Origin of the sequence: Bradyrhizobium sp. RD5-C2 (genome assembly GCF_019972155.1) — a bacterium.
Classification (GTDB): domain Bacteria; phylum Pseudomonadota; class Alphaproteobacteria; order Rhizobiales; family Xanthobacteraceae; genus Bradyrhizobium.
Map to the genome: position 1 here is coordinate 240,653 of NZ_BOVL01000007.1, position 19,194 is coordinate 259,846.

The 19,194-nt window shown below is 65.2% G+C and carries 17 protein-coding genes; 7 read left to right on the top strand and 10 right to left on the bottom strand.

Going from position 1 to position 19,194, the window contains the following annotated elements; genetic code table 11:
* Positions 1 to 14: 14 nt before the first annotated feature.
* The gene (locus BraRD5C2_RS06695) at positions 15 to 1,388 is read left to right on the top strand and encodes a PleD family two-component system response regulator (RefSeq protein ID WP_212318641.1); all 1,374 of its coding nucleotides are present in this window, start codon (positions 15 to 17) and stop codon (positions 1,386 to 1,388) included.
* A gap of 37 nt (positions 1,389 to 1,425) precedes the next feature.
* Here the strand turns inward: BraRD5C2_RS06695 and BraRD5C2_RS06700 are convergent, their stop codons facing one another.
* Complete coding sequence (locus BraRD5C2_RS06700; protein WP_223967510.1) at positions 1,426 to 2,205, bottom strand: helix-turn-helix domain-containing protein; 780 nt, start codon at positions 2,203 to 2,205, stop codon at positions 1,426 to 1,428.
* A gap of 134 nt (positions 2,206 to 2,339) precedes the next feature.
* Here BraRD5C2_RS06700 and BraRD5C2_RS06705 point away from each other — a divergent pair, with 134 nt between their 5' ends.
* Positions 2,340 to 3,797 (top strand): sulfatase family protein, encoded by a 1,458-nt coding sequence (locus tag BraRD5C2_RS06705; RefSeq protein ID WP_223967511.1) that lies wholly within the window; start codon positions 2,340 to 2,342, stop codon positions 3,795 to 3,797.
* 51 nt (positions 3,798 to 3,848) lie between these two features.
* Here BraRD5C2_RS06705 and BraRD5C2_RS06710 read toward each other — a convergent pair whose 3' ends face one another.
* On the bottom strand, positions 3,849 to 5,054 hold the full coding sequence (locus BraRD5C2_RS06710; protein WP_223967512.1) for a serine hydrolase domain-containing protein: 1,206 nt from the start codon (positions 5,052 to 5,054) through the stop codon (positions 3,849 to 3,851).
* Between the two features lie 127 nt (positions 5,055 to 5,181).
* Positions 5,182 to 5,784, bottom strand: coding sequence for a TetR/AcrR family transcriptional regulator (locus BraRD5C2_RS06715; protein ID WP_223967513.1), 603 nt, complete (start codon positions 5,782 to 5,784; stop codon positions 5,182 to 5,184).
* Positions 5,785 to 5,917: 133 nt separating this feature from the next.
* On the opposite strand from BraRD5C2_RS06715, the gene BraRD5C2_RS06720 reads away from it, so the two are divergent.
* The 3 genes from BraRD5C2_RS06720 to BraRD5C2_RS39375 all read left to right on the top strand — a co-directional run bounded on the left by BraRD5C2_RS06720 (position 5,918) and on the right by BraRD5C2_RS39375 (position 9,178).
* Positions 5,918 to 7,150: an MFS transporter gene (locus tag BraRD5C2_RS06720; RefSeq protein ID WP_223967514.1), complete on the top strand. Its 1,233-nt coding sequence runs from the start codon at positions 5,918 to 5,920 to the stop codon at positions 7,148 to 7,150.
* A 432-nt stretch (positions 7,151 to 7,582) separates the two neighbouring features.
* Positions 7,583 to 8,980 (top strand): ammonium transporter, encoded by a 1,398-nt coding sequence (locus tag BraRD5C2_RS06725; protein ID WP_275945286.1) that lies wholly within the window; start codon positions 7,583 to 7,585, stop codon positions 8,978 to 8,980.
* A gap of 69 nt (positions 8,981 to 9,049) precedes the next feature.
* The gene (locus BraRD5C2_RS39375; protein WP_263009972.1) at positions 9,050 to 9,178 is read left to right on the top strand and encodes a hypothetical protein; all 129 of its coding nucleotides are present in this window, start codon (positions 9,050 to 9,052) and stop codon (positions 9,176 to 9,178) included.
* Here the strand turns inward: BraRD5C2_RS39375 and BraRD5C2_RS06730 are convergent.
* The 3 genes from BraRD5C2_RS06730 to BraRD5C2_RS06740 form a co-directional block, all read right to left on the bottom strand.
* On the bottom strand, positions 9,175 to 9,705 hold the full coding sequence (locus tag BraRD5C2_RS06730) for a hypothetical protein (protein WP_223967515.1): 531 nt from the start codon (positions 9,703 to 9,705) through the stop codon (positions 9,175 to 9,177). The genes BraRD5C2_RS39375 and BraRD5C2_RS06730 overlap by 4 nt on opposite strands.
* A 109-nt stretch (positions 9,706 to 9,814) precedes the next feature.
* Positions 9,815 to 9,982 (bottom strand): 50S ribosomal protein L33, encoded by a 168-nt coding sequence (gene rpmG, locus BraRD5C2_RS06735; protein ID WP_018271988.1) that lies wholly within the window; start codon positions 9,980 to 9,982, stop codon positions 9,815 to 9,817.
* A gap of 128 nt (positions 9,983 to 10,110) precedes the next feature.
* Positions 10,111 to 11,436, bottom strand: coding sequence for an LLM class flavin-dependent oxidoreductase (locus BraRD5C2_RS06740; RefSeq protein ID WP_223967516.1), 1,326 nt, complete (start codon positions 11,434 to 11,436; stop codon positions 10,111 to 10,113).
* Positions 11,437 to 11,583: 147 nt separating this feature from the next.
* Between BraRD5C2_RS06740 and BraRD5C2_RS06745 the strand changes: the two genes are divergently transcribed.
* A complete protein-coding gene (locus BraRD5C2_RS06745; RefSeq protein ID WP_223967517.1) occupies positions 11,584 to 12,099 on the top strand; it encodes an SGNH/GDSL hydrolase family protein in 516 nt (171 codons plus the stop codon).
* Between the two features lie 28 nt (positions 12,100 to 12,127).
* Here BraRD5C2_RS06745 and BraRD5C2_RS06750 read toward each other — a convergent pair whose 3' ends face one another.
* The 4 genes from BraRD5C2_RS06750 to topA are packed head-to-tail and all read right to left on the bottom strand — an operon-like array spanning position 12,128 to position 18,495.
* Positions 12,128 to 12,877 carry an NUDIX hydrolase gene (locus BraRD5C2_RS06750; protein WP_223967518.1) on the bottom strand — a complete coding sequence of 250 codons (750 nt, stop codon included), beginning with the start codon at positions 12,875 to 12,877 and terminating at the stop codon, positions 12,128 to 12,130.
* Positions 12,878 to 12,913: 36 nt separating this feature from the next.
* Positions 12,914 to 13,351, bottom strand: coding sequence for a DUF983 domain-containing protein (locus tag BraRD5C2_RS06755; RefSeq protein WP_223967519.1), 438 nt, complete (start codon positions 13,349 to 13,351; stop codon positions 12,914 to 12,916).
* Positions 13,342 to 15,714: a ribonuclease R gene (gene rnr, locus BraRD5C2_RS06760; RefSeq protein WP_223967520.1), complete on the bottom strand. Its 2,373-nt coding sequence runs from the start codon at positions 15,712 to 15,714 to the stop codon at positions 13,342 to 13,344. The genes BraRD5C2_RS06755 and rnr overlap by 10 nt, the downstream gene beginning before the upstream one ends.
* Positions 15,715 to 18,495: a type I DNA topoisomerase gene (topA, locus tag BraRD5C2_RS06765; protein WP_223967521.1), complete on the bottom strand. Its 2,781-nt coding sequence runs from the start codon at positions 18,493 to 18,495 to the stop codon at positions 15,715 to 15,717. It lies immediately after the preceding gene.
* Positions 18,496 to 18,724: 229 nt separating this feature from the next.
* Between topA and BraRD5C2_RS06770 the strand changes: the two genes are divergently transcribed.
* Positions 18,725 to 18,976 (top strand): hypothetical protein, encoded by a 252-nt coding sequence (locus tag BraRD5C2_RS06770; protein WP_223967522.1) that lies wholly within the window; start codon positions 18,725 to 18,727, stop codon positions 18,974 to 18,976.
* The last annotated feature ends 218 nt before the right edge of the window (positions 18,977 to 19,194 follow it).

Sequence of the window (19,194 nt, forward strand, 5' to 3'; positions counted from 1 at the left end):
GGAGTTGTGGTGCCATGTCCGCGCGTATCCTCGTCGTCGATGATGTTCCGGCGAACGTCAAGCTGTTGGAAGCCCGGCTGTCAGCCGAATATTTCGATGTGCTGACCGCTTCCAACGGGACCGAGGCGCTGGACATCTGCGCGCGCGCCGAATGCGACATCATCCTGCTCGACGTCATGATGCCTGATATGGACGGCTTCGAGGTCTGCCGCCGCTTGAAGTCGAATCCGGCGACCCACTTCATCCCCGTCGTCATCGTCACCGCGCTCGACAGTCCTGCGGATCGCGTGCGCGGCCTCGAAGCCGGCGCCGATGACTTCCTGACCAAGCCGGTGTCCGACGTCGTGCTGATCGCGCGCGTGCGCTCGCTGACGCGGCTGAAGATGATGACCGATGAGCTGCGTATGCGCGCCATCACCTCGCTCGAGATCGGCATGCAGGCGCCCGAGCGCAGCGCGATCGCCGACCGTGGCACCGGCGGCCGTATCCTGCTGGTCGACGACCGGCCGTCGTCCTACGAGAAGCTGGCGCCGATTCTGTCCGCCGAACACACCGTCGACGTCGAGACCAATCCGGCGGAAGCCTTGTTCCACGCCGCCGAGGGCAATTACGATCTCCTGATCGTGTCGCTCAGCCTCGACAATTTCGATGGCCTGCGGCTGTGCAGCCAAGCCCGCTCGCTGGAGCGTACGCGCCAGGTGCCGATCCTCGCGGTCTCGGATGCCGACAACAACGCGCGGCTGATGCGCGGGCTCGAGATCGGCGTCAACGACTATCTGCTGCGTCCGGTCGACAAGAACGAACTGCTGGCGCGGGCGCGCACCCAGATCCGCCGCCGCCGCTACACCGATCATCTGCGCGACAACGTGCAGAACTCGATCGAGATGGCGATCACGGATGCGCTGACCGGCCTCAATAACCGGCGCTACATGGAGAGTCATCTCGCGACCCTTGCGGAGCAGGCCTCGATCCGCGGCAAGCCGCTGGCGCTGATGATCCTCGACATCGACTACTTCAAGGCGATCAACGACACCTACGGCCACGACGCCGGCGACGACGTGCTGCGCGAATTCGCCGTTCGCATCCGCAAGTCGATCCGCGGCATCGATCTCGCCTGCCGCTATGGCGGCGAGGAGTTCGTGATCGTAATGCCGGAGACGGACCTGCATGTCGCCGGCATGGTTGCCGAGCGGCTGCGCCGCTCGATCGCGGGCGAGCCGTTTGCCGTCGAGAAGGGCGGCAAGCGGATCACGGTCACGATCTCGATCGGGCTGACCACGCTGGAGCGCAAGGGCGAGCAGGTCACCGACGTGCTCAAGCGCGCCGACACTGCGCTCTATCGCGCCAAGCACGACGGCCGCAACCGCGTGGTTTCAGCGGCGGCGTAATTAGAACTTTCCCGGATTTCGCTTCGCTCCATCGGCGCTATGATGCCGATATCTGCGCGCCGATCGCCGCGGCTGCCTGCTGCAGACGCGGCAGATAGCGGCCGGCGAATACGGCCTCACTCATCGCCGTCGATCGCCACACGATATTGACGCAGCCAAGCAGGCGCCCAGTACTGAGGATTGGCACCGCAATGCCGATGTCGCCCTGTCCCGCCGGCGCGGAGACACCGGTTGCGGCCCGGCAGCCATAGCCCTTTTGTCGGGTGTGTTCGAGGACGGCCTCGATGTTCCGGCGGAGTCCGGCGCCAGCGCGTGTGCTCCGGTCCGCTACGTGACAGGCGTCGGCGATCGCCTGCCGCCTTTCTGCGTCGCCGCAATACGCAAGCCAGGCACGGCCGAGGCCGGACCCCAGCAACGAGACGCGCAGCCCGATGGGCACCCGGGCGATCGGCAGCGGGGTGAGGGCGCGATTGCTCTCGATGATCTCCATTGTACCGTCGCGATAGACGCCGACGTCCGACGGCCATATGACGTCGCGGCACAGGTCGTGCAGCACCGCCGTGCTGCAATCGAGCAACTGCTCCTTTGCCTCGGAAGCTGCCGACAAACGTCCCCGCGACGTGCGTCGCCAACAGCCATCGGCCAGCCGCTGGCTGACATAGCCGTGGCGTTCGAGCGTCGACAGCAGGCGCAGCAGGGTCGGCTTCGGGAGCCTCGTGATCCGATGCAAGTCGCGCAGTGCCATCGCGTCACGCGTCTCGAGTGCGTCCAGAACACCGAGGCCGCGTGACAAGGCCCTGACCGCATCTTGCTCCATCTCTTAGCTCTTCCGTCGCCGGTGGGGATGTCTCTACATCCTCACGTTCCACTCTCCGGAACGCCGGTTCAAGAGCAATTGATGGGCGCCACGGGGCCTCCTACGCTCGCTGCCATGCAATGTGGGAGGTCTCGATGCCCAAAATGACCCGCCGGAAATTGATCAACTCGGCAGCCGCAACGTCCGTCACGCTGGCTCTCGGGCAGCAGGGGGCATTCGCACGGACGCCGCCGAAGCAGCCGAACATCATCTTCATCCTCGCCGACGATCTCGGATATGCGGATCTATCGTGCTACGGCCCGTCCGAGATGCACACGCCGAATATCGACCGGATCGCCGCGGGCGGTCTGCGTTTCCTTCAGGCCTATGCCAATTCGGCGGTCTGTTCGGCGACGCGCACCGCGCTGATCACCGGCCGCTATCAATATCGGCTTCGCCTCGGGTTGGAAGAGCCGCTCGCCGGCGCCGGCAAAACCGTCGGTCTGCCGCCGGAGATGCCGACCATCCCCTCGCTGCTGAAGAAGCTCGGCTACGGCACGACGCTGGTCGGCAAATGGCATATGGGAGAACTGCCGAAATTCGGCCCGTTGCAGAGCGGCTACGATCACTTCTACGGCTTTCGCGGCGGCGCGCTGGACTATTACGCGCACCAGGGGCCGGATCATCACGACGACCTGTGGGACGACGACATGCCGATCCACAAGGTCGGCTATTCGACGGAGCTGTTCGGCGATCGCGCGATCAGCGTCATCGAGGGGTATGCCAAGGCCAGGCAGCCGTTCTTCCTCAGTCTGCATTTCAACGCGCCGCACTGGCCGTGGGAGGCGCCGGGCGATGAGGCGGAGTCGCAGCGTCTCGCGGCGAAGTCGCTGTTCGACTTCGACGGCGGCTCGCTCGCGACCTATCGACGGATGGTTCAGGCGATGGATGCCCAGATCGGCCGCATCCTGCGCACCCTCGAGACGAAGGGCATTGTCGACGACACCATCGTGGTCTTCACCAGCGACAACGGCGGTGAGCGCTTCTCGAACACCTGGCCTTTCACAGGCCGCAAGACCGAGCTGCTGGAAGGGGGGCTGCGCATCCCGGCCGTGATCCGCTGGCCCGGCAGGATATCCGCAGGCCGGACGCATGAGCAGGTCATGGCCAGCATGGACTGGCTGCCAACGCTGCTGGCCGCCGCGGGCGGGGCGCCGGATCCAGCGTACCCGTCGGACGGCATGAACCTGCTGCCCGTACTCACCGCCAATCCGGCGCCGGTACCGCGCAAGCTGTTCTGGCGCTACAAGGCGAATGCGCAGCGTGCGGCGCGTGACGGCGATTGGAAGATCCTCAAGATGCTCGACAAGTCCTTCCTGTTCAATGTCGTGGCCGATCCGCTGGAGCGCGCCAATCTCAGGGATCGGCACCGTGACATCTACGACCGCATGGTCGCCGAATGGACCGAGTGGAACAAGGACATGCTGCCGGAAGTGCGCGAGAGTTTTACGGACAGTTTCGACAGCGGCCAGCTCGCCGATCATTTCGGCGCGCAGAAGGCCAGCGGTGAGCCCGATCTCGAAAAGACGTTTCCGCAGCAGGGCCAACGGTGAGGGCTGGGTCGCCCGTTCTCGCGAGGGTGACCCAGCACTGGAGGAGCTGTCCTACCGCCCGCGCTTTACCGCGTCATAGGCCAGCCGCTTGAACTCGAACGAGAACGGATGGACGAACGCCATCTGGCGCTGCGCCATCATGACGCCGGCCATCCCGGTCTTCGGCGAAATCCACCACTGCGTGCCCGCGACGCCGCCCCAGTAGAATTCGCCGGCCGCGTCGGGATGATCGATCGGCGAGGGGGTGAGGATCAGGCCACCGGCAAGTCCGTGCGCCTTGCCGGGTTGCTCGCCCATCATCGCGAAGCGGATCCACTGTCCTTCGGGCAGCTGGTTGGACATCAACATTGCGATCGTGTCCGGCTTCAGCAGCGTCGGTCCGCCGGGCAGCAGGCTGCGGATCAACGCGACCATGTCGGGCATCGTCGAGACCAGGCCGCCGCCGCCATTGAGCCTGGCGACCGGGCGCAGATAGGCGCCGGGGAACGGCGCATTGTCGGTGCGGGTCAGCCCCGGCTTCATCGGCTCCATCAGATCGGCGCCGGCGTAATAGGCGACGAGCCGGCCGTGATCTCTTTCCGGAACGACGAAGCCGGTATCGACCATGCCGAGCGGATCGAGGATGCGCGCCTTGATGAACTTGTCGAAGGTCTGGCCGCTGACCACTTCCACCAGGCGTGCCACCACGTCGATCGCAAGCGAATATTCCCACGAGGTGCCCGGCTGATAGATCAGCGGCAAATCGGCCAGGACGTCGACCATTTCAGCCAGGGTCGTGTTGGGATTGTGCACGCCGCGCTCGTTGAGCGCCTTGAAGATGACTGTGCCGGGATCGAAGAAACCGTAGCTCAGGCCGGCGCTGTGGCTGAGCAATTGGCGGATGGTGATCGAACTCTTCGCGGGCTCGGTCTGATCGATCGACGTCGCGCCTTTCAGCAGGACCTTGCGGTTGCGGAGCTGCGGGATGAATTTCTCGATCGGATCGTCGAGCTGGAAGCGGCCATCCTCGAACAGCAATAGCGCCGCGCAGGAAGTGATCAGCTTGGTGTTGGAGAACACCCGGAAGATGTGGTCGGTGCGCAGCGGGGTCTGCGCTTCCTTGTCGGCCCATCCGACGCAGCCCGTGTCGGCGATGTCGCGCCCGACCAGAACCGACCAGGAGATTCCGGACAGCAGATCGTTGTCGATATAGCGCTGCATGGCGGCGCGCGCCGGCGCGAGATCGTAGCCGGTGGCCGTCACCTTCAGATCTTCCATGGTTGTTCCCCAGTTGTGCCGCAGGTTGTCGCGCGGTCGTCAATCTCGCCGGACGGAATATCCAATCGGTATGCCGTCGCGTGCCGTCACGCTACCAACCAAACCGGACTTGTGTACGCAACCGGATTTATCCAGTGCGCTTGTTGTCCGCAGGCGCCGGGCCGCCGACCTTGACGCCCGCATTCGCCAGCAGCACGCGGGCGGCTTCCTTGGCCGCGCGCGCCATGGCCGGATCGTCGCGCACCAGGTCCTGCGCGATCGAGCCGTCGACCAGCAGCGTCAGCTGGGTCGCAAGTGCCTCGGCCTCCGCGACGCCAAGCTGCCGCAGCAGATCGCGAAACCAGATCCGGCGGCTTTCCTTGAAGGCGATGGCGATGTTGCGCACGGTACGGTCCTCGTCGTCCGGCCCGAGCTCGGCGACCGCGTTCACGAACGGACAGCCGCGAAAATCCTTCGCCGAGAAGCGCCGCTCCAGCGAATCGAAGGTTGCGAGAATCTGCTCGGCCGGCGGTCTGTCGGAGGGGCGCGGCTGCACGAAGCGGCGCTGCAGATAGGCCTCGATCAGCGCGTCCTTGGACGGGAAATGATTGTAGAGGGTGCGTTTGCTGATGCCGATCTCGGCCGCGATGGTGTCGACGCCGATGGCGCGAATGCCCTGCAGGTAGAACAGCTTGTCGGCGGTCTCGAGGATCCGCTCTTTCATGGTCTGTTTGGGAGGCGGGGAAGCCATGCGCCGGCGGTGATCCTCTTCGCTTGACAGTTGGCCCCCTGTATAGCCTAAGTACACAGGTCTGTGTAACCAAAACATGCGTGAATCGCAGGCCGTGGCACTCGTGCCGCGCCGTCATGGGAGAATAAGAACAATGCCCCTGTTGCAGGTCCTGCGTCCCACGCTTCCCATTCTGATCGGCGCCTCCATCATGCTCACGCTGAGCATGGGGCTGCGGCAGAGCCTTGGCATCTTCATGCAGCCGCTGACGCACGACATCGGGATTTCGGTGTCGCATTTTACGTTGGCGCTGGCCGTGCAGAACCTGGCCTGGGGCTTCCTGCAGCCGTTCGCGGGCGCGATGACGGTGCGCTACGGCTTCCGCCCGATCATGGTGGTCGGTGCGCTGGCCTACATCGCGGGCCTCGTGCTGATGACGACGGCGCATGGCCTCGTCGCCATCATGATCGGCGCCGGTGTGCTGATCGGCCTTTCGCTCGCCTGCACCGCGAATGCGATCGCGATGTCGGTCGCGGCGCGCGCGGTGTCGGAGACGGTGCGCTCGACCGTGCTCGGGATGGTCTCGGCCGCGGGCTCGCTCGGTGCACTGCTGTCGGCGCCGATCGGCCAGATGCTCAATGAAGGGTTCGGCTGGCGCGTCGGGCTTGCCGGATTCGTCATCCTGTCGATCGGGATGATTCCAGCCGCGTTGTACGCCGGTCGCGTCGACAAGATTCCGCTGCCGAAGCCCGCGGCCGATGATATCGGCAACGCCACGGCGGCGACCGCGGCCAAGACCGCGTTCGGCAACGCGTCGTTCGTGGTGATGACCTGCGCTTACATGGTCTGCGGCATGCAGCTCGTCTTCCTCACCACGCATCTGCCGTCGTATCTGGCGATCTGCGGGCTCGATCCGATGCTGAGCGCGCAGACGCTCGGCATGATCGGCGGCTTCAACGTGCTGGGCTCGCTGTTCTTCGGCTGGGCCGGCCAGCGCTGGAACAAGCTCGCGCTGCTTGGTGGCATCTACATCCTGCGCTCGCTGGCGCTCGCCTGGTACTTCATGCTGCCGGCAACGCCGGGCTCGACCTTGCTGTTCGGTGCCATCATGGGCTTCCTCTGGATGGGCGTCGGTCCGCTGGTCGCGGGCGCGGTGGCCGAGATGTTCGGTCTGCGCTGGCAGGCGATGATCCAGGGCCTTGCCTTCATGAGCCACCAGGTCGGCAGCTTCCTCGGCGCTTATGGCGGAGGGGTGATCTACGACTCGCTCGGCTCCTACACCATGGCCTGGCGGATCGGCGTCGCGCTCGGTCTTGCCGGCGGCATCATCCAGGTCGCGTTCGCGCTGATCCGGCCAGCGCAGCCGCCATTGCTCAAGACCGCTTAGCTTCCGATTCCGGCGACCGGCGACTGCCCCATGCGAGGGCAGTCGCCGGTCGCTGCCTATTTTTCCATCGATCGTTTGCTCCTGGAACGTGCAATGGAGCGCGAAGCCGTTCCGGCCGCAGATCGAAGTAGCAGTGCTTTCAAAACGTTACGCGGTACGCGTTCGTGGCACGAATCTTGTTTCAATTTGGCTAGAAATCGTGCCGGAACCTGTCGTTGAGGTTCCGGCCTGGGGACCCATGGGAAGGGCTGGCCGCGATGAGGCTAGTCGCCGTCATTCTCCAGCCATCCGCGCACCACGGCCTTCGCCGCGCCGCCGAGCAGCAGGCCCTTGTGCCTCGCGTCCGGTCTGACGCCGCGACGACTTCGGCGCCGACGCGCGGAACGCGCTGCATCCATTCCGAACACCGATGTTTCTTGTGATGGGAGGACGATGATGGAGTCTGCGACATACACGCGCCCGAAGCTCGTGAGAATCGTGGTTGCTTTGCTGGGAGTGGCGTTTCTTTGCCTGTTGTTCAGCAACCTTGCGCTGGCTGAGGATGCGGCGGCGCCGCCGGCCTGCGGCGGCAAGATCCTCGAGAAGTGCACGCCGAATTCCGGCGACACCGCCTGGATGCTCACGTCAGTCGCGCTCGTCCTGATGATGACGATCCCGGGGCTCGGCCTGTTCTATGGCGGCATGGTGCGCAAGAAGAATGTGGGCGACACCGTGATGACCAGCTTCGCCGTGACCTGCCTGGTCACGATCCTGTTTGCCGTCGTCACCTACAGCCTGGCGTTTCGTGCCGGCACGCCGTTCATCGGCGGTCTGGATCGCCTGTTCCTCAAGGACATTCTGAGCGACATCGGCAAGGGTGGCATCGGTAATCCCAATCCACTCGCCGCGACCATTCCTGAGTCCGTCTACATCTGCTTCCAGATGACGTTCGCCATCATCACGCCGGCGCTGATTGCCGGCGCGTTTGCCGAGCGGATGAAGTTCTCGGCGATGCTCTGGTTCATCGGGCTGTGGGCGATCTTCGTGTATGCCCCGATCGCGCACTGGGTCTGGGGGCCCGACGGGATCTTCTCGGCGGGCAACGACGCTGCGTATGTCAAGGTTCTCGATTTCGCCGGCGGCACGGTGGTGCACATCAATGCCGGGGTGGCGGGCCTGATGTGCGCCATCATGCTCGGCAAGCGCGTCGAGACCGGGCCGGCGCACAACATGGTGCTGACCTTCATCGGCGCCTCGCTGCTGTGGGTCGGCTGGTTCGGCTTCAACGCCGGCTCCGCCGTCACCGCCGGAATGCAGGCGGGCATGGCCATGCTGGTGACCCAGATCGCGACCGCAGTGGCGGGCTTCACCTGGATGCTGGTGGAGTGGGCGTTGAAGGGCAAGCCGACCGTCGTCGGCATCTGCTCGGGGGCCGTTGCGGGCCTCGTCGCGATCACGCCGGCCTCCGGTTTCGTCGGGCCGGTCGGCGCGTTTGCGATCGGCATCGCCGCCGGCGTCTGCTGCTACTGGGGATGCACCGGCTTGAAGCGCATGTTCAGCTACGATGACGCGCTGGACTGCTTCGGTGTCCATGCCCTCGGCGGCATCGTCGGGGCGCTGCTGACCGGGGTGTTCGCGGTCGAGCAGTATGGTGGTACGGCCGGCGTTCTGGAGGGAAATCCCGGGCAGTTCATCAATCAATGCATCGGCGTCGCGACGGTTTTCGTGTATGATGCCGTCGTGAGCCTGATCATCCTGTTCGTGATCAATCTCTTCGTCGGGCTTCGCGTGACGCGCGACATCGAGCGCGAAGGGTTGGATCTGGCACTGCACGGCGAGGTCGTGCAGTAGACTTGGCGGCATTCCGCGCAAGCCGGCGATCGCCGGCTGGCGCGGATCAAAGCTGTTCGAGGTGATCCGATGAACTGGTTCTATTGGAACACAGCGTGGTCGCTGTTCTTCAGCCTCATTTGGTTCATGACCATCACACACAATCCGGATGCGCGTATCGCTGACGCGCATCTGCGCGATGAGGCGTTCAAGGGCTAGCTCCGGTAGTAGCGCCACATCCTGAGGAACGTCCGGTGGATTTCGTCGGGCGTCCGATCGAATGGCTCGAGACTGACGCGGACCACGCCGCGGTGGTCCATGCGCCACGGCAAGCGCATCAAGAGCCGATAGGCCGGCCGCGTGCGCCAATCCGCCACCAGCGCGCTGCCGAGCGGCCCATTGAGTGCGATCTGCAATTCGTGAACGGTCATCGCGCGCTCGGCGATCTCGACGAGGTCGATGTGCGTGATGGCGCGCCAGCGGATCAGCCCGAAGGCCTGGATGAAGATGCCGTACTGGTTGGCCCCGATGGTCGGACGACCGGCCTCCAGCAGGGGGATGTTGTAATAGGTGAAGCAGACTGCGGCCGCCGCCGGCGCCAGCCAATACAGCGCGCCCGTGATCCAGCTCGCGGTCAGGAAGATCGCGGCGAGGGCCGCCGTGACATAGACCGGAAAGTAGGTGTCCTCGCGGCCGTAGGCGACTGAGTAGCCGCCGACGTTTCCCTCGTCCAAGCTTGCGATCATCTGAGCCCTGCGCCCGGGACTTGTCCGGGAATCATGCGGGATGACGCTAGGCTACGAAGCAAAAACGGGGCCGCGAGGGCCCCGTTCGAAACATCAGAAGCAGGCGACCTTACTTGATCTTGGCTTCCTTGAACTCGACGTGCTTGCGCGCGACCGGGTCGTACTTCTTCTTGACCAGCTTGTCGGTCATGGTGCGCGAATTCTTTTTGGCTACGTAATAGAAGCCGGTATCGGCCGTCGACACGAGCTTGACCTTGATGGTGACCGCTTTGGCCATGTGCAAAACCTCGAAAATGCAGGGATATCGGGAGCCGGCCAAATCGGCCCGCGTTTGGCCGGGAAACTAGCCAGAAACCGCCCAAAGTCAAGGATTTCCAAGCCAAAACCACCCCGATTCCGGGCCGATTACCCCCCGAAGAACTGATTTTTGGGCCGCGGCAGGCCCAAATTCTCGCGCAGGGTCCGACCTTCGTACTCGGTGCGGTAAATCCCGCGCTTCTGCAGTTCCGGCACCACCTTGTCGACGAACTCGAACAGGCCCTGCGGCAGATAGGGGAACATGATGTTGAAGCCGTCGCTGCCGCGGCCGGTCAGCCATTCCTCCATCTGGTCGGCAATGGTCTGCGGCGTGCCGACGAAGGCGAGCCCGCCATAGCCGCCGACGCGCTGGGCGAGCTGGCGCACGGTGAGCTTGTCGCGCGCGGCGACATCGACGAGGCGTTGCCGGCCGCTCTTGCTGGCATTGGTTTCCGGGATCGGCGGCAATTGCCCGTCGGGATCGAAGGCGGACGCATCGGTGCCGAGGACCACCGAGAGCGAGGCGATCGCGCTGTCGTAATGCACGCGGCTGTCGAGCAGCGCGCGCTTCTCCTTGGCTTCCTCGACGCTGTCGCCGACCACCACGAAGGCGCCGGGCAGGATCTTCAGATGCTCGGGATCGCGGCCGATCTTCTCCATGCGGCCCTTGATGTCGGCATAGAGCTTCTGTCCGTCCGCAAGGCTGCCGCCGCCGGTGAACACGGCCTCCGCGGTCTCGGCCGCAAGCTGCCTGCCGTCGTCGGATGCGCCGGCCTGCACGATGACCGGCCAGCCCTGCACGGGGCGGGCGATGTTCAGCGGGCCGCGCACCGAGAGATATTTGCCCTTGTGGTTGAGCACATGCATCTTGTCGGGATCGACGAACAGCCCGGACTCGACATCGCGCACGAACGCATCGTCGGCGAAGGAATCCCAGAGACCAGTCGCGACATCGTAGAACTCGCGGGCGCGCCTGTAGCGCTCGGCGTGCTCCATGTGATCGTCGAGGCCGAAATTCAGCGCCGCGTCCGGATTGGACGTGGTGACGATATTCCAGCCGGCGCGGCCGCCGGAGATGTGATCGAGTGAGGCGAAGCGCCGCGCGACGTGATAGGGCTCATCGAAAGTGGTCGAGCCGGTCGCGATCAGGCCGATATTCTCGGTGACGGCCGCGAGTGCCGACAGCAGCGTGAACGGCTCGAACGAGGTCACGGTGTGGCTGCGCTTCAGCGCGTCGATCGGCATGTTCAGCACGGCCAGATGGTCGGCCATGAAGAAGGCGTCGAACTTGCCGGCCTCGAGCTTGCGGATCAGCGTCTTGATGTGGTCGAAGTTGAAATTGGCGTCGGGCCAGGCCCCGGGATAGCGCCAGGCGCCGGTGTGAATGCTGATCGGCCGCATGAATGCGCCGAGCTTGAGTTGACGCTTCGCCATTGCCCCGTTCCGTTCTTGATGTCGTTAGCGGAACAGATAGGGAGGCTGGGCGGCAACGCCATGAGGGTCCTCAAGAAGAATCTTGCAATCTGGGCGACGAGCAGAGGATATTTTCAACCCGGCACCTTTGTCATCGGGGAGGGGGACATGGTCTATCCGGGAAGGCTGTTGCTGATCGCGGGCGTTCTGGTCGCGATGGTGCTCTGCGTTGGAAGCCCGGCGCGGGCGCAGATCGTTGCGATCGGCGCCAGCAACGTCGCAGGAAAGGGCGTCAGCAGTTCGGAAGCCTGGCCGGCCCAGCTCGAGGGGATGCTCGCCGCGAAGGGCCGAAGCGTTCACGTGACCAACGCGGGGATATCAGGCGATACCAACGCGGGCATGCTGGCCCGGCTCGACTCCGCGGTCCCCGAAGGGACCAGGATCGTGCTGCTCGACCGCCGCGGCGGCGGCTGGAATGCGCGTCGACGCGGGCAGGGAGATCAGAATGCCGAACTGGCTGCGATCGAGGCTCGGCTGCACAGCCGGCACATCCGCGTGATCCCGATGTGGTGGAATGAGGTCCTGCGCAATTATCTCCAGCCGGACCAGATTCACTTCACGGCGGAGGGACACAGGGTGGTCGCAGCGCACATGCTGCCCGCGGTGATGAGTGCGGTGCGCTGAGCTGACGCTGCGTCCTGTCGTGCTGGGGTCACGCCCCCAGCACGTCCTTCTGCATCTTGCCGCCGTAGAAATGGAAGAACGGCACCGGCGCGTCGTGATGAAGCGGGCCGGTGGCGAGGCGGCGATCGAGCTCGGCGAGCACGTTCTTGGTCATGGCGTGCGCGTCCGCGAGCGGCTCGGAGCCGATCTCGACCCACACGAGCTCGACCAGCTCGGCATCGGCATGCACCACGCCTTCGACACGATGCGCGATCGTCGAGGCGTCGGCGGTGAAGAAGCGCGTGTCGAAGCGGCGGACGCGGCCGGGCGGCGTGATCGCACGCGCGATCAGGAACAGGCCGGACGGATCGGGCAGCAGACCAGCATCGGCGAACGGCGCCCAGGGGCCGTCGAGCTTCGTCGTCTTCTCGACCTTGCGACCGAGGCAGAGCCCGGTCTCTTCGCAGGCTTCGCGGATCGCGGCGTTGGCGAGCGCACGCGCGCGGCCGGGCGTGATCTTCGGGCTGCCCTTCAACAGATTGGCTTCGAGCTCCGGCGTGATTGGAGCCGCGACCGGCACGCGGTTGTCGGCCTTGTCGACGCGGCCGCCGGGGAAGACGAACTTGCCGGGCATGAACACGACCTTGTCGTGGCGCTTGCCGACCAGCACCTTCGGCTTGGCGCCGGAGCGATCGATCAGGATCAGCGTCGCCGCATCCTTCGGCCGGAAGTATGCGTGATGATCGGCTTCCTTGTCGCCCTGGTGGACGACGGCGGCGGGTGCGGCAGCTTCAGTCATTTCATCCCTTTCATTTCTTCTTGGTGGCCGGTTTAGCTAGACCGGCGGGATGTCGCTAGGGGGATTCTCGTCAAAGCCATGCATGCGCAGGGCCCATTGCAAGCCGATCACGGCTCCCTTCACCGGCTGCAGCAGTGCCAGCGATGCGAACAGCGTGAACGGCAGATAGATCGCAAGTTGCAGCCACACCGGTGGCGCATAGTCGGTCTCGATCCACAGCGCAGTCGGTACTACGATATGGCCGACGATGACGATGACGAGATAAGCGGGCAGATCGTCGGCGCGATGCGGGGTGAAATCGAGATCGCAGACCGGGCAATGGCCGTCGCATTTGAGAAACTTGCGGAACAGCCGGCCTTTTCCGCAACGCGGACAACGGCTGAGGAACCCGCGCTTCATCGCGGTCCACACGTCGCGCTTCTCGGGCTCCACAGCGTCGCGAGTCCAAACCACCGTCGGCGGTGTCACTTCCATGACTTGCCTCGCTTCGATTTGCCGGACTTCTGCTTCGCCGGCTTGCGGTCCTTCTTGTTGCGTGCCTTCCGTTCCTTGTGCGCCTTTTTGGCGGATCCCTTGCTTGGTCCTTTATTTGGTCCCTTGCCAAATCCCGCGGGGCGGCGCTCGGTTCCGACGCCGTCGCGTTTTCTGCCGCGCGGAATTGTCTGGCCTTCGGATAATAGCTCAAAACGCAGCGCGCCCGCTACCGGCGCGGCCTCGACCAGCCGCACGTCGACGACGTCGCCGAGCCGATACATCGCGCCGCTGCGCGTGCCGATCAGCGCGTGGCGGGTTTCGTCATAGTTGAAATACTCGCTGCCGATGGTGCGGATCGGGATCAGGCCGTCGGCGCCGGTGTCGTCGAGCTTCACGAACAGGCCGGCGCGCGTCACGCCGGAGATGCGGCCCTGGAACGAAGCGCCGACCTTGTCGGCGAGGAAATGCGCGATCAGCCGGTCGGTGGTCTCGCGCTCCGCCTTCATCGCGCGGCGCTCGGTGACGGAAATCTGCGCGGCGATCTCGGCCAGCGTTTCCACGCTCTCGTCGGTCGGCAAGGCACCTTCGCCAAGGCCGAGTGCGCGGATCAGTGCGCGATGCACGATCAGATCGGCGTAGCGGCGGATCGGCGAGGTGAAGTGCGCGTAGCGGCGCAGGTTCAAGCCGAAATGGCCGTAGTTCTCGGCGGAGTATTCGGCCTGCGCCTGCGAGCGCAGCACGACCTCGTTGACCAGCGGCTCGTAATCCTCGCCGGAGACTTGTGCCAGCACACGGTTGAACTGGGCGGGACGCAGCGCGCCCTGCTTGGTGAAGGGCAGGTCGAGTGTCTTGAGGAATTCCTGGAGGTTGTGCACCTTCTCCTGGCTCGGCTCGTCGTGCACGCGATAGATCAGCGGCAGCGCCTTCTTCTCCAGCATCTCGGCGGCGGCGACGTTGGCGAGGATCATGAATTCCTCGATCAGCCGGTGCGCATCGAGCCGCTGCGGCACGATCACCCGATCGACGGTGCCATCGCCCTTCAGCAGGATCTTGCGCTCGGGCAGATCGAGATCGAGCGGATCGCGCTCGTTGCGTGCGAGCTTGACGAGTTCATAGGCCGACCACAGCGGCTTGAGGATCGGATCGAGCAGGGGACCGGTGGTGTCGTCGGGCCTGCCGTCGATCGCGGCCTGCGCCTGCGCGTAAGCAAGCTTCGCCGCCGAGCGCATCAGCACGCGATGGAAGGTGTGCGAGCGCTTGCGGCCGTCGGAGCCGATCACCATGCGCACCGCGAGCGCACCGCGCGGCTCGCCCGGCACCAGCGAGCAGAGATTGTTGGAGATCCGCTCGGGCAGCATCGGCACCACGCGATCGGGAAAATACACCGAGTTACCGCGCTGGAGCGCGTCGCGGTCGAGCGCCGAGCCGGGCCGCACATAGAAGGCGACGTCGGCAATCGCGACGTGGACGATGAAGCCGCCCTTGTTGTTTGGATCTGAATCGACTTCGGCATGTACCGCGTCGTCGTGATCCTTCGCGTCCGGCGGGTCGATGGTGACGAGCGGCACGTCGCGCCAGTCCTCGCGGCCCTGCAAGGTCGCGGGTTTTGCTTCCTCGGATTCGCGTACGGCGGCGGCGGAGAACACCTGCGGGATGTCGTGGGTGTTGATCGCGATCAGGCTGATCGCCTTCTCGCTCGCGATCGAGCCGAGCCGCTCCTTGACGCGGGCGGAGGCAAGCCCGTAGCCGCGGGTGCGGATCAGGTCGACGCTGATGAGGTCGCCGTCCTCGGCATCGCCGCTGTCGGCCTTGGCGATGTTGAGCTCGCGCCCGGCCTGCTTCTTGTCGACCGGGATCAGGCGCCCGCCGCCATCGGGGTTCTTGCGGAAGATGCCGAGGATGCGACTGCGCCCGTGGTCGATCACCTTGATGACGCGGCCGCGATAGGGCGTGTCGTCGTTCTCGTCGGTCACCTCGACGTGGAGCAGCGCGCGGTCGCCGACGCCGGCGGTAGTGCCGGGCTTCGGCCGCCGCGGCGTCTCGATGCGGATTTTCGGGGCGATGCCGTTGTCCGAGTCCCACTCGGCGGGGGTGGCGATCAGCTCGCCGTCGCTGTCGCGGCCGGTGATGTCGGCGAGCACGGTCGGCGGCAATGCCGCCGGCTCGTGGATTTTGCGGCCGCGCTTGGCGACCGTGCCGTCGTCGGCGAGTTCGCGCAGGATCCGCTTCAACTCGATGCGGTCGGCGTTCTTCAGGCCGAACTCGCGCGCGATCTCGCGGGTGCCGACCTTGCCTGGATTGGCGCGAATGAAGGCGACGATGGCGTCCCGGCCCGGAAAGCCATGGTCGGGTTTTCGTTTCACTTATCCTCTTGCCTTGCCGGCGCTCTTCTTTGCGGGCGCTTTCGCGGGTGCCGATGACTTTGCGGGCGAGGTCTTGGCACCGGAGGCGACCGGCGCGCGCGCCTTGCTGGTCGCATCCGCTTTCGGCTTCGCAGCCGCCTTCTTCGACGCTGCCTTCTTCGCAGGCTTGGCCTCGGCGTCGCCGTCGGTCTCTTCAGACGTTGTCTTTTCAGATTTGGCTTTCTTGGCCTTGGCAGGCTTTTCCGCCTTCGCCTTCTTGGCCTTCTTGCCGCCGCCCTTGGCCGCGCGCTCGTCGATCAGCGCGATCGCTTCCGGAAGCGTGATCTCGTCCGGGGTGCGATCGCTCGGGATCGTTGCGTTGACGCCACCGGCCGCGACATAGGCGCCGTAGCGGCCGTTCTTCAGCGCGACGGCGCCGAGCGTCGGGTGGTCGCCGAGCGGCTTGCCCGGATCGGCGCCGAAGCGGCGGCCGCTCGGGCCCTTGGCGATCTTCTCCGCGATCAGCGTGACGGCGCGGTTCAAGCCGATATCGAACACCTCGTCGCCGGCCTCGAGGCTGGCATAGGTCTTCTCGTGCTTCACGAACGGCCCGAACCGGCCGAGGCCGGCGGTGATCGGCTCGCCGGTTTCCGGATGCTTGCCGATCTCGCGCGGCAGCGACAGCAGCTTCAGCGCCAGTTGGAGATCGACATCGCCAGGCGAGGTGCCCTTTGGAATGCCGGCGCGCTTCGGCTTCTCGCCTTCGGCGTAATCCTTCTGCTCGCCGAGCTGGATGTAGGGGCCGAACCGGCCGGCCTTCACCGTGACGTCGAACCCGGTGTCGGGATCGGTGCCGAGCACGCGATCGGCGCTCTCGGCGCTGTCGGCTGCGAGCGGCCTTGTGTAGCGGCATTCCGGATAGTTCGAGCAGCCGACGAAGGCGCCGAACTTGCCGGCCTTGAGGTTGAGCCGGCCGGTGCCGCAGGTCGGGCACTGCCTGACGTCGCCGCCGTCCGCGCGCGGCGGATAGATATGCGGGCCGAGCATCTCGTCGAGCGCATCGAGCACCTCGGAGACGCGCAGGTCCTTGATGTCGTTCACCGCGCCGGTGAAGCCGCTCCAGAAATCCTTCAGCACCTGCTGCCAGGAGATCTCGTTGTTGGAGACGCGATCGAGCTGTTCCTCGAGATCGGCGGTGAAGTCGTACTCCACGTAGCGCGAGAAGAAATTCTCGAGGAACGCGACCACGACGCGGCCCTTGTCCTCGCCGTGCAGCCGCTTCTTCTCGAGCTTGACGTAGCCGCGGTCCTTCAGCACCTGCAGGATCGACGCGTAGGTCGAAGGACGGCCGATGCCGAGCTCTTCCATCCGCTTCACCAATGATGCTTCCGAGAAGCGCGGCGGCGGCTCGGTAAAATGCTGGGTGACGGCAAGGCTCTGGCGCTTCACCGCCTCGCCCTGGCTCATCGCGGGCAGGCGGCGTGAATCCTCGTCCTCCTCGTCGTCGCGGCTTTCCTGGTAGAGCGCGAGGAAGCCGTCGAACTTGATGACCTGGCCGGAGGCGCGCAGCTCCAGCACGCGGGCGCCGGCCTTGGCCTCGATGTCGACGGTGGTGCGCTCGAGCTCGGCTGATTCCATCTGGCTTGCAATGGTGCGCTTCCAGATCAATTCGTAGAGCCGCGCCTGGTCGGCATCGAGCCTGCGGCCGATGGCGGCCGGGCGACGCGACAAATCGGTCGGGCGGATCGCTTCGTGCGCTTCCTGCGCGTTCTTGGCCTTGGCCTGGTACTGGCGCGGGGCATCCGGCACATAGGCGTTGCCGTAATCCTCGCCGATCACCTTGCGGGCCTGGGTGATCGCGGACGGATCGATCTGCACGCCGTCGGTTCGCATATAGGTGATGAGACCGGTGGTCTCGCCGCCGATGTCGATGCCCTCATAGAGCCGCTGCGCGATGCGCATGGTGTGCGCCGGCGCGAAGCCGAGCTTGCGGCTGGCTTCCTGCTGCAGGGTCGAGGTGGTGAAGGGCGCCTGCGGATTGCGCCGCGCCGGCTTGGCCTCGACGGTCGCGACCTTGAACAGCGCGGCCTCGATCGCCTTCTTGAAGTCCTCGGCTTCCGCGCCGGAGCCGATGTCGAGCCGCGCGATCTTCTTGCCGTCGGCGCCGACCAGCCGCGCCTCGAAGGCGTCGCCGCGCGGCGTCAGCAGCGTCGCGACCAGCGACCAGTACTCACGGGGCACGAACTTCTCGATCTCGAGCTCGCGGTCGCAGACCAACCGCAGCGCGACCGACTGCACGCGGCCGGCGGAGCGGGCGCCGGGCAGCTTGCGCCACAGCACGGGCGAGAGCGTGAAGCCGACCAGATAGTCCAGTGCGCGTCGCGCCATATAGGCGTCGACCAGCGCGCCATCGATCTGGCGCGGCGCCTTCATGGCGTCGGTGACCGCCTGCTTGGTGATGGCGTTGAACACGACGCGCTCGACCTTCTGGTCCTTCAGTGCGCGCTTCTCCTTCATCACCTCCAGCACATGCCAGGAGATCGCTTCGCCCTCGCGATCAGGGTCGGTTGCGAGAATCAGGCGGTCGGCCCCCTTGAGCGCCTTGGCGATGTCGTTCAGCCGGCCGGCGGCCTTGGCATCGACCTCCCAGATCATCTGGAAATTGGCGTCCGGATCGACCGAACCATTCTTGGCCGGGAGGTCGCGAACATGGCCAAACGACGCCAGGACCTCGTAGGAGGACCCCAGATATTTGTTGATCGTCTTGGCCTTGGCAGGCGACTCCACAATGACGATATTCATGTCATTCCAATGGCTTATGGGAAAACTTGAAGGTGGGTTCCGCTAGACTCGCGGCCCGCCGTGTCGGGGCGAACATGGGTGCTGGGGCGGTCGGTGTCAAATCGCCAGATATTGAAGGGAGGGCTCAAGCTGTGGAGTCTCTATCCCAAGGGTTGAAAAATACGTCCTAGAGTTGCGCCCGGAAACGGCGTATCTCTTTATATATAGGGTAGGAATCGGATTAGGCCTTTTGAGCAGCACAGGGGGCGGGCGCAAGCCCAAGCGGTCCGGCCGACGGCGACCGGAGGGCGACGAGCCAGATGGGGAGCCAGGTGGGGAGGGCGGCCCGGATGACGCCCTGGTCCTGATCGCAGCGGCCGCGACCGAGCTCGCCAAACTCGCCCAGCGCCACAAGTTCGACGTCCTCGACCATCTGCTCGCGATGACCCGCCTGGAGGCCGACGAGCAATTGCGCGCGCGTAGCCGAAGGAAGCTGTCGTGAGGGCATGACAGGGCCGGCCTTGCATGCAGGGCTCTCTCCATTCGCCAGGACGGCGGCGAGGATGGGTCTCGTTCGCTACGACGCGCCGTGATCTGCGCACCTCATCTCGGTGTCATCGCCCGGCTCGACCGGGCGATCCGGTATTCCAGAGGTAGAAGTGCTTGAACTGAGAAGCCGCGGCGTACTGGATCCCCCCGGCCCTGTGCGCCATTTCGCCC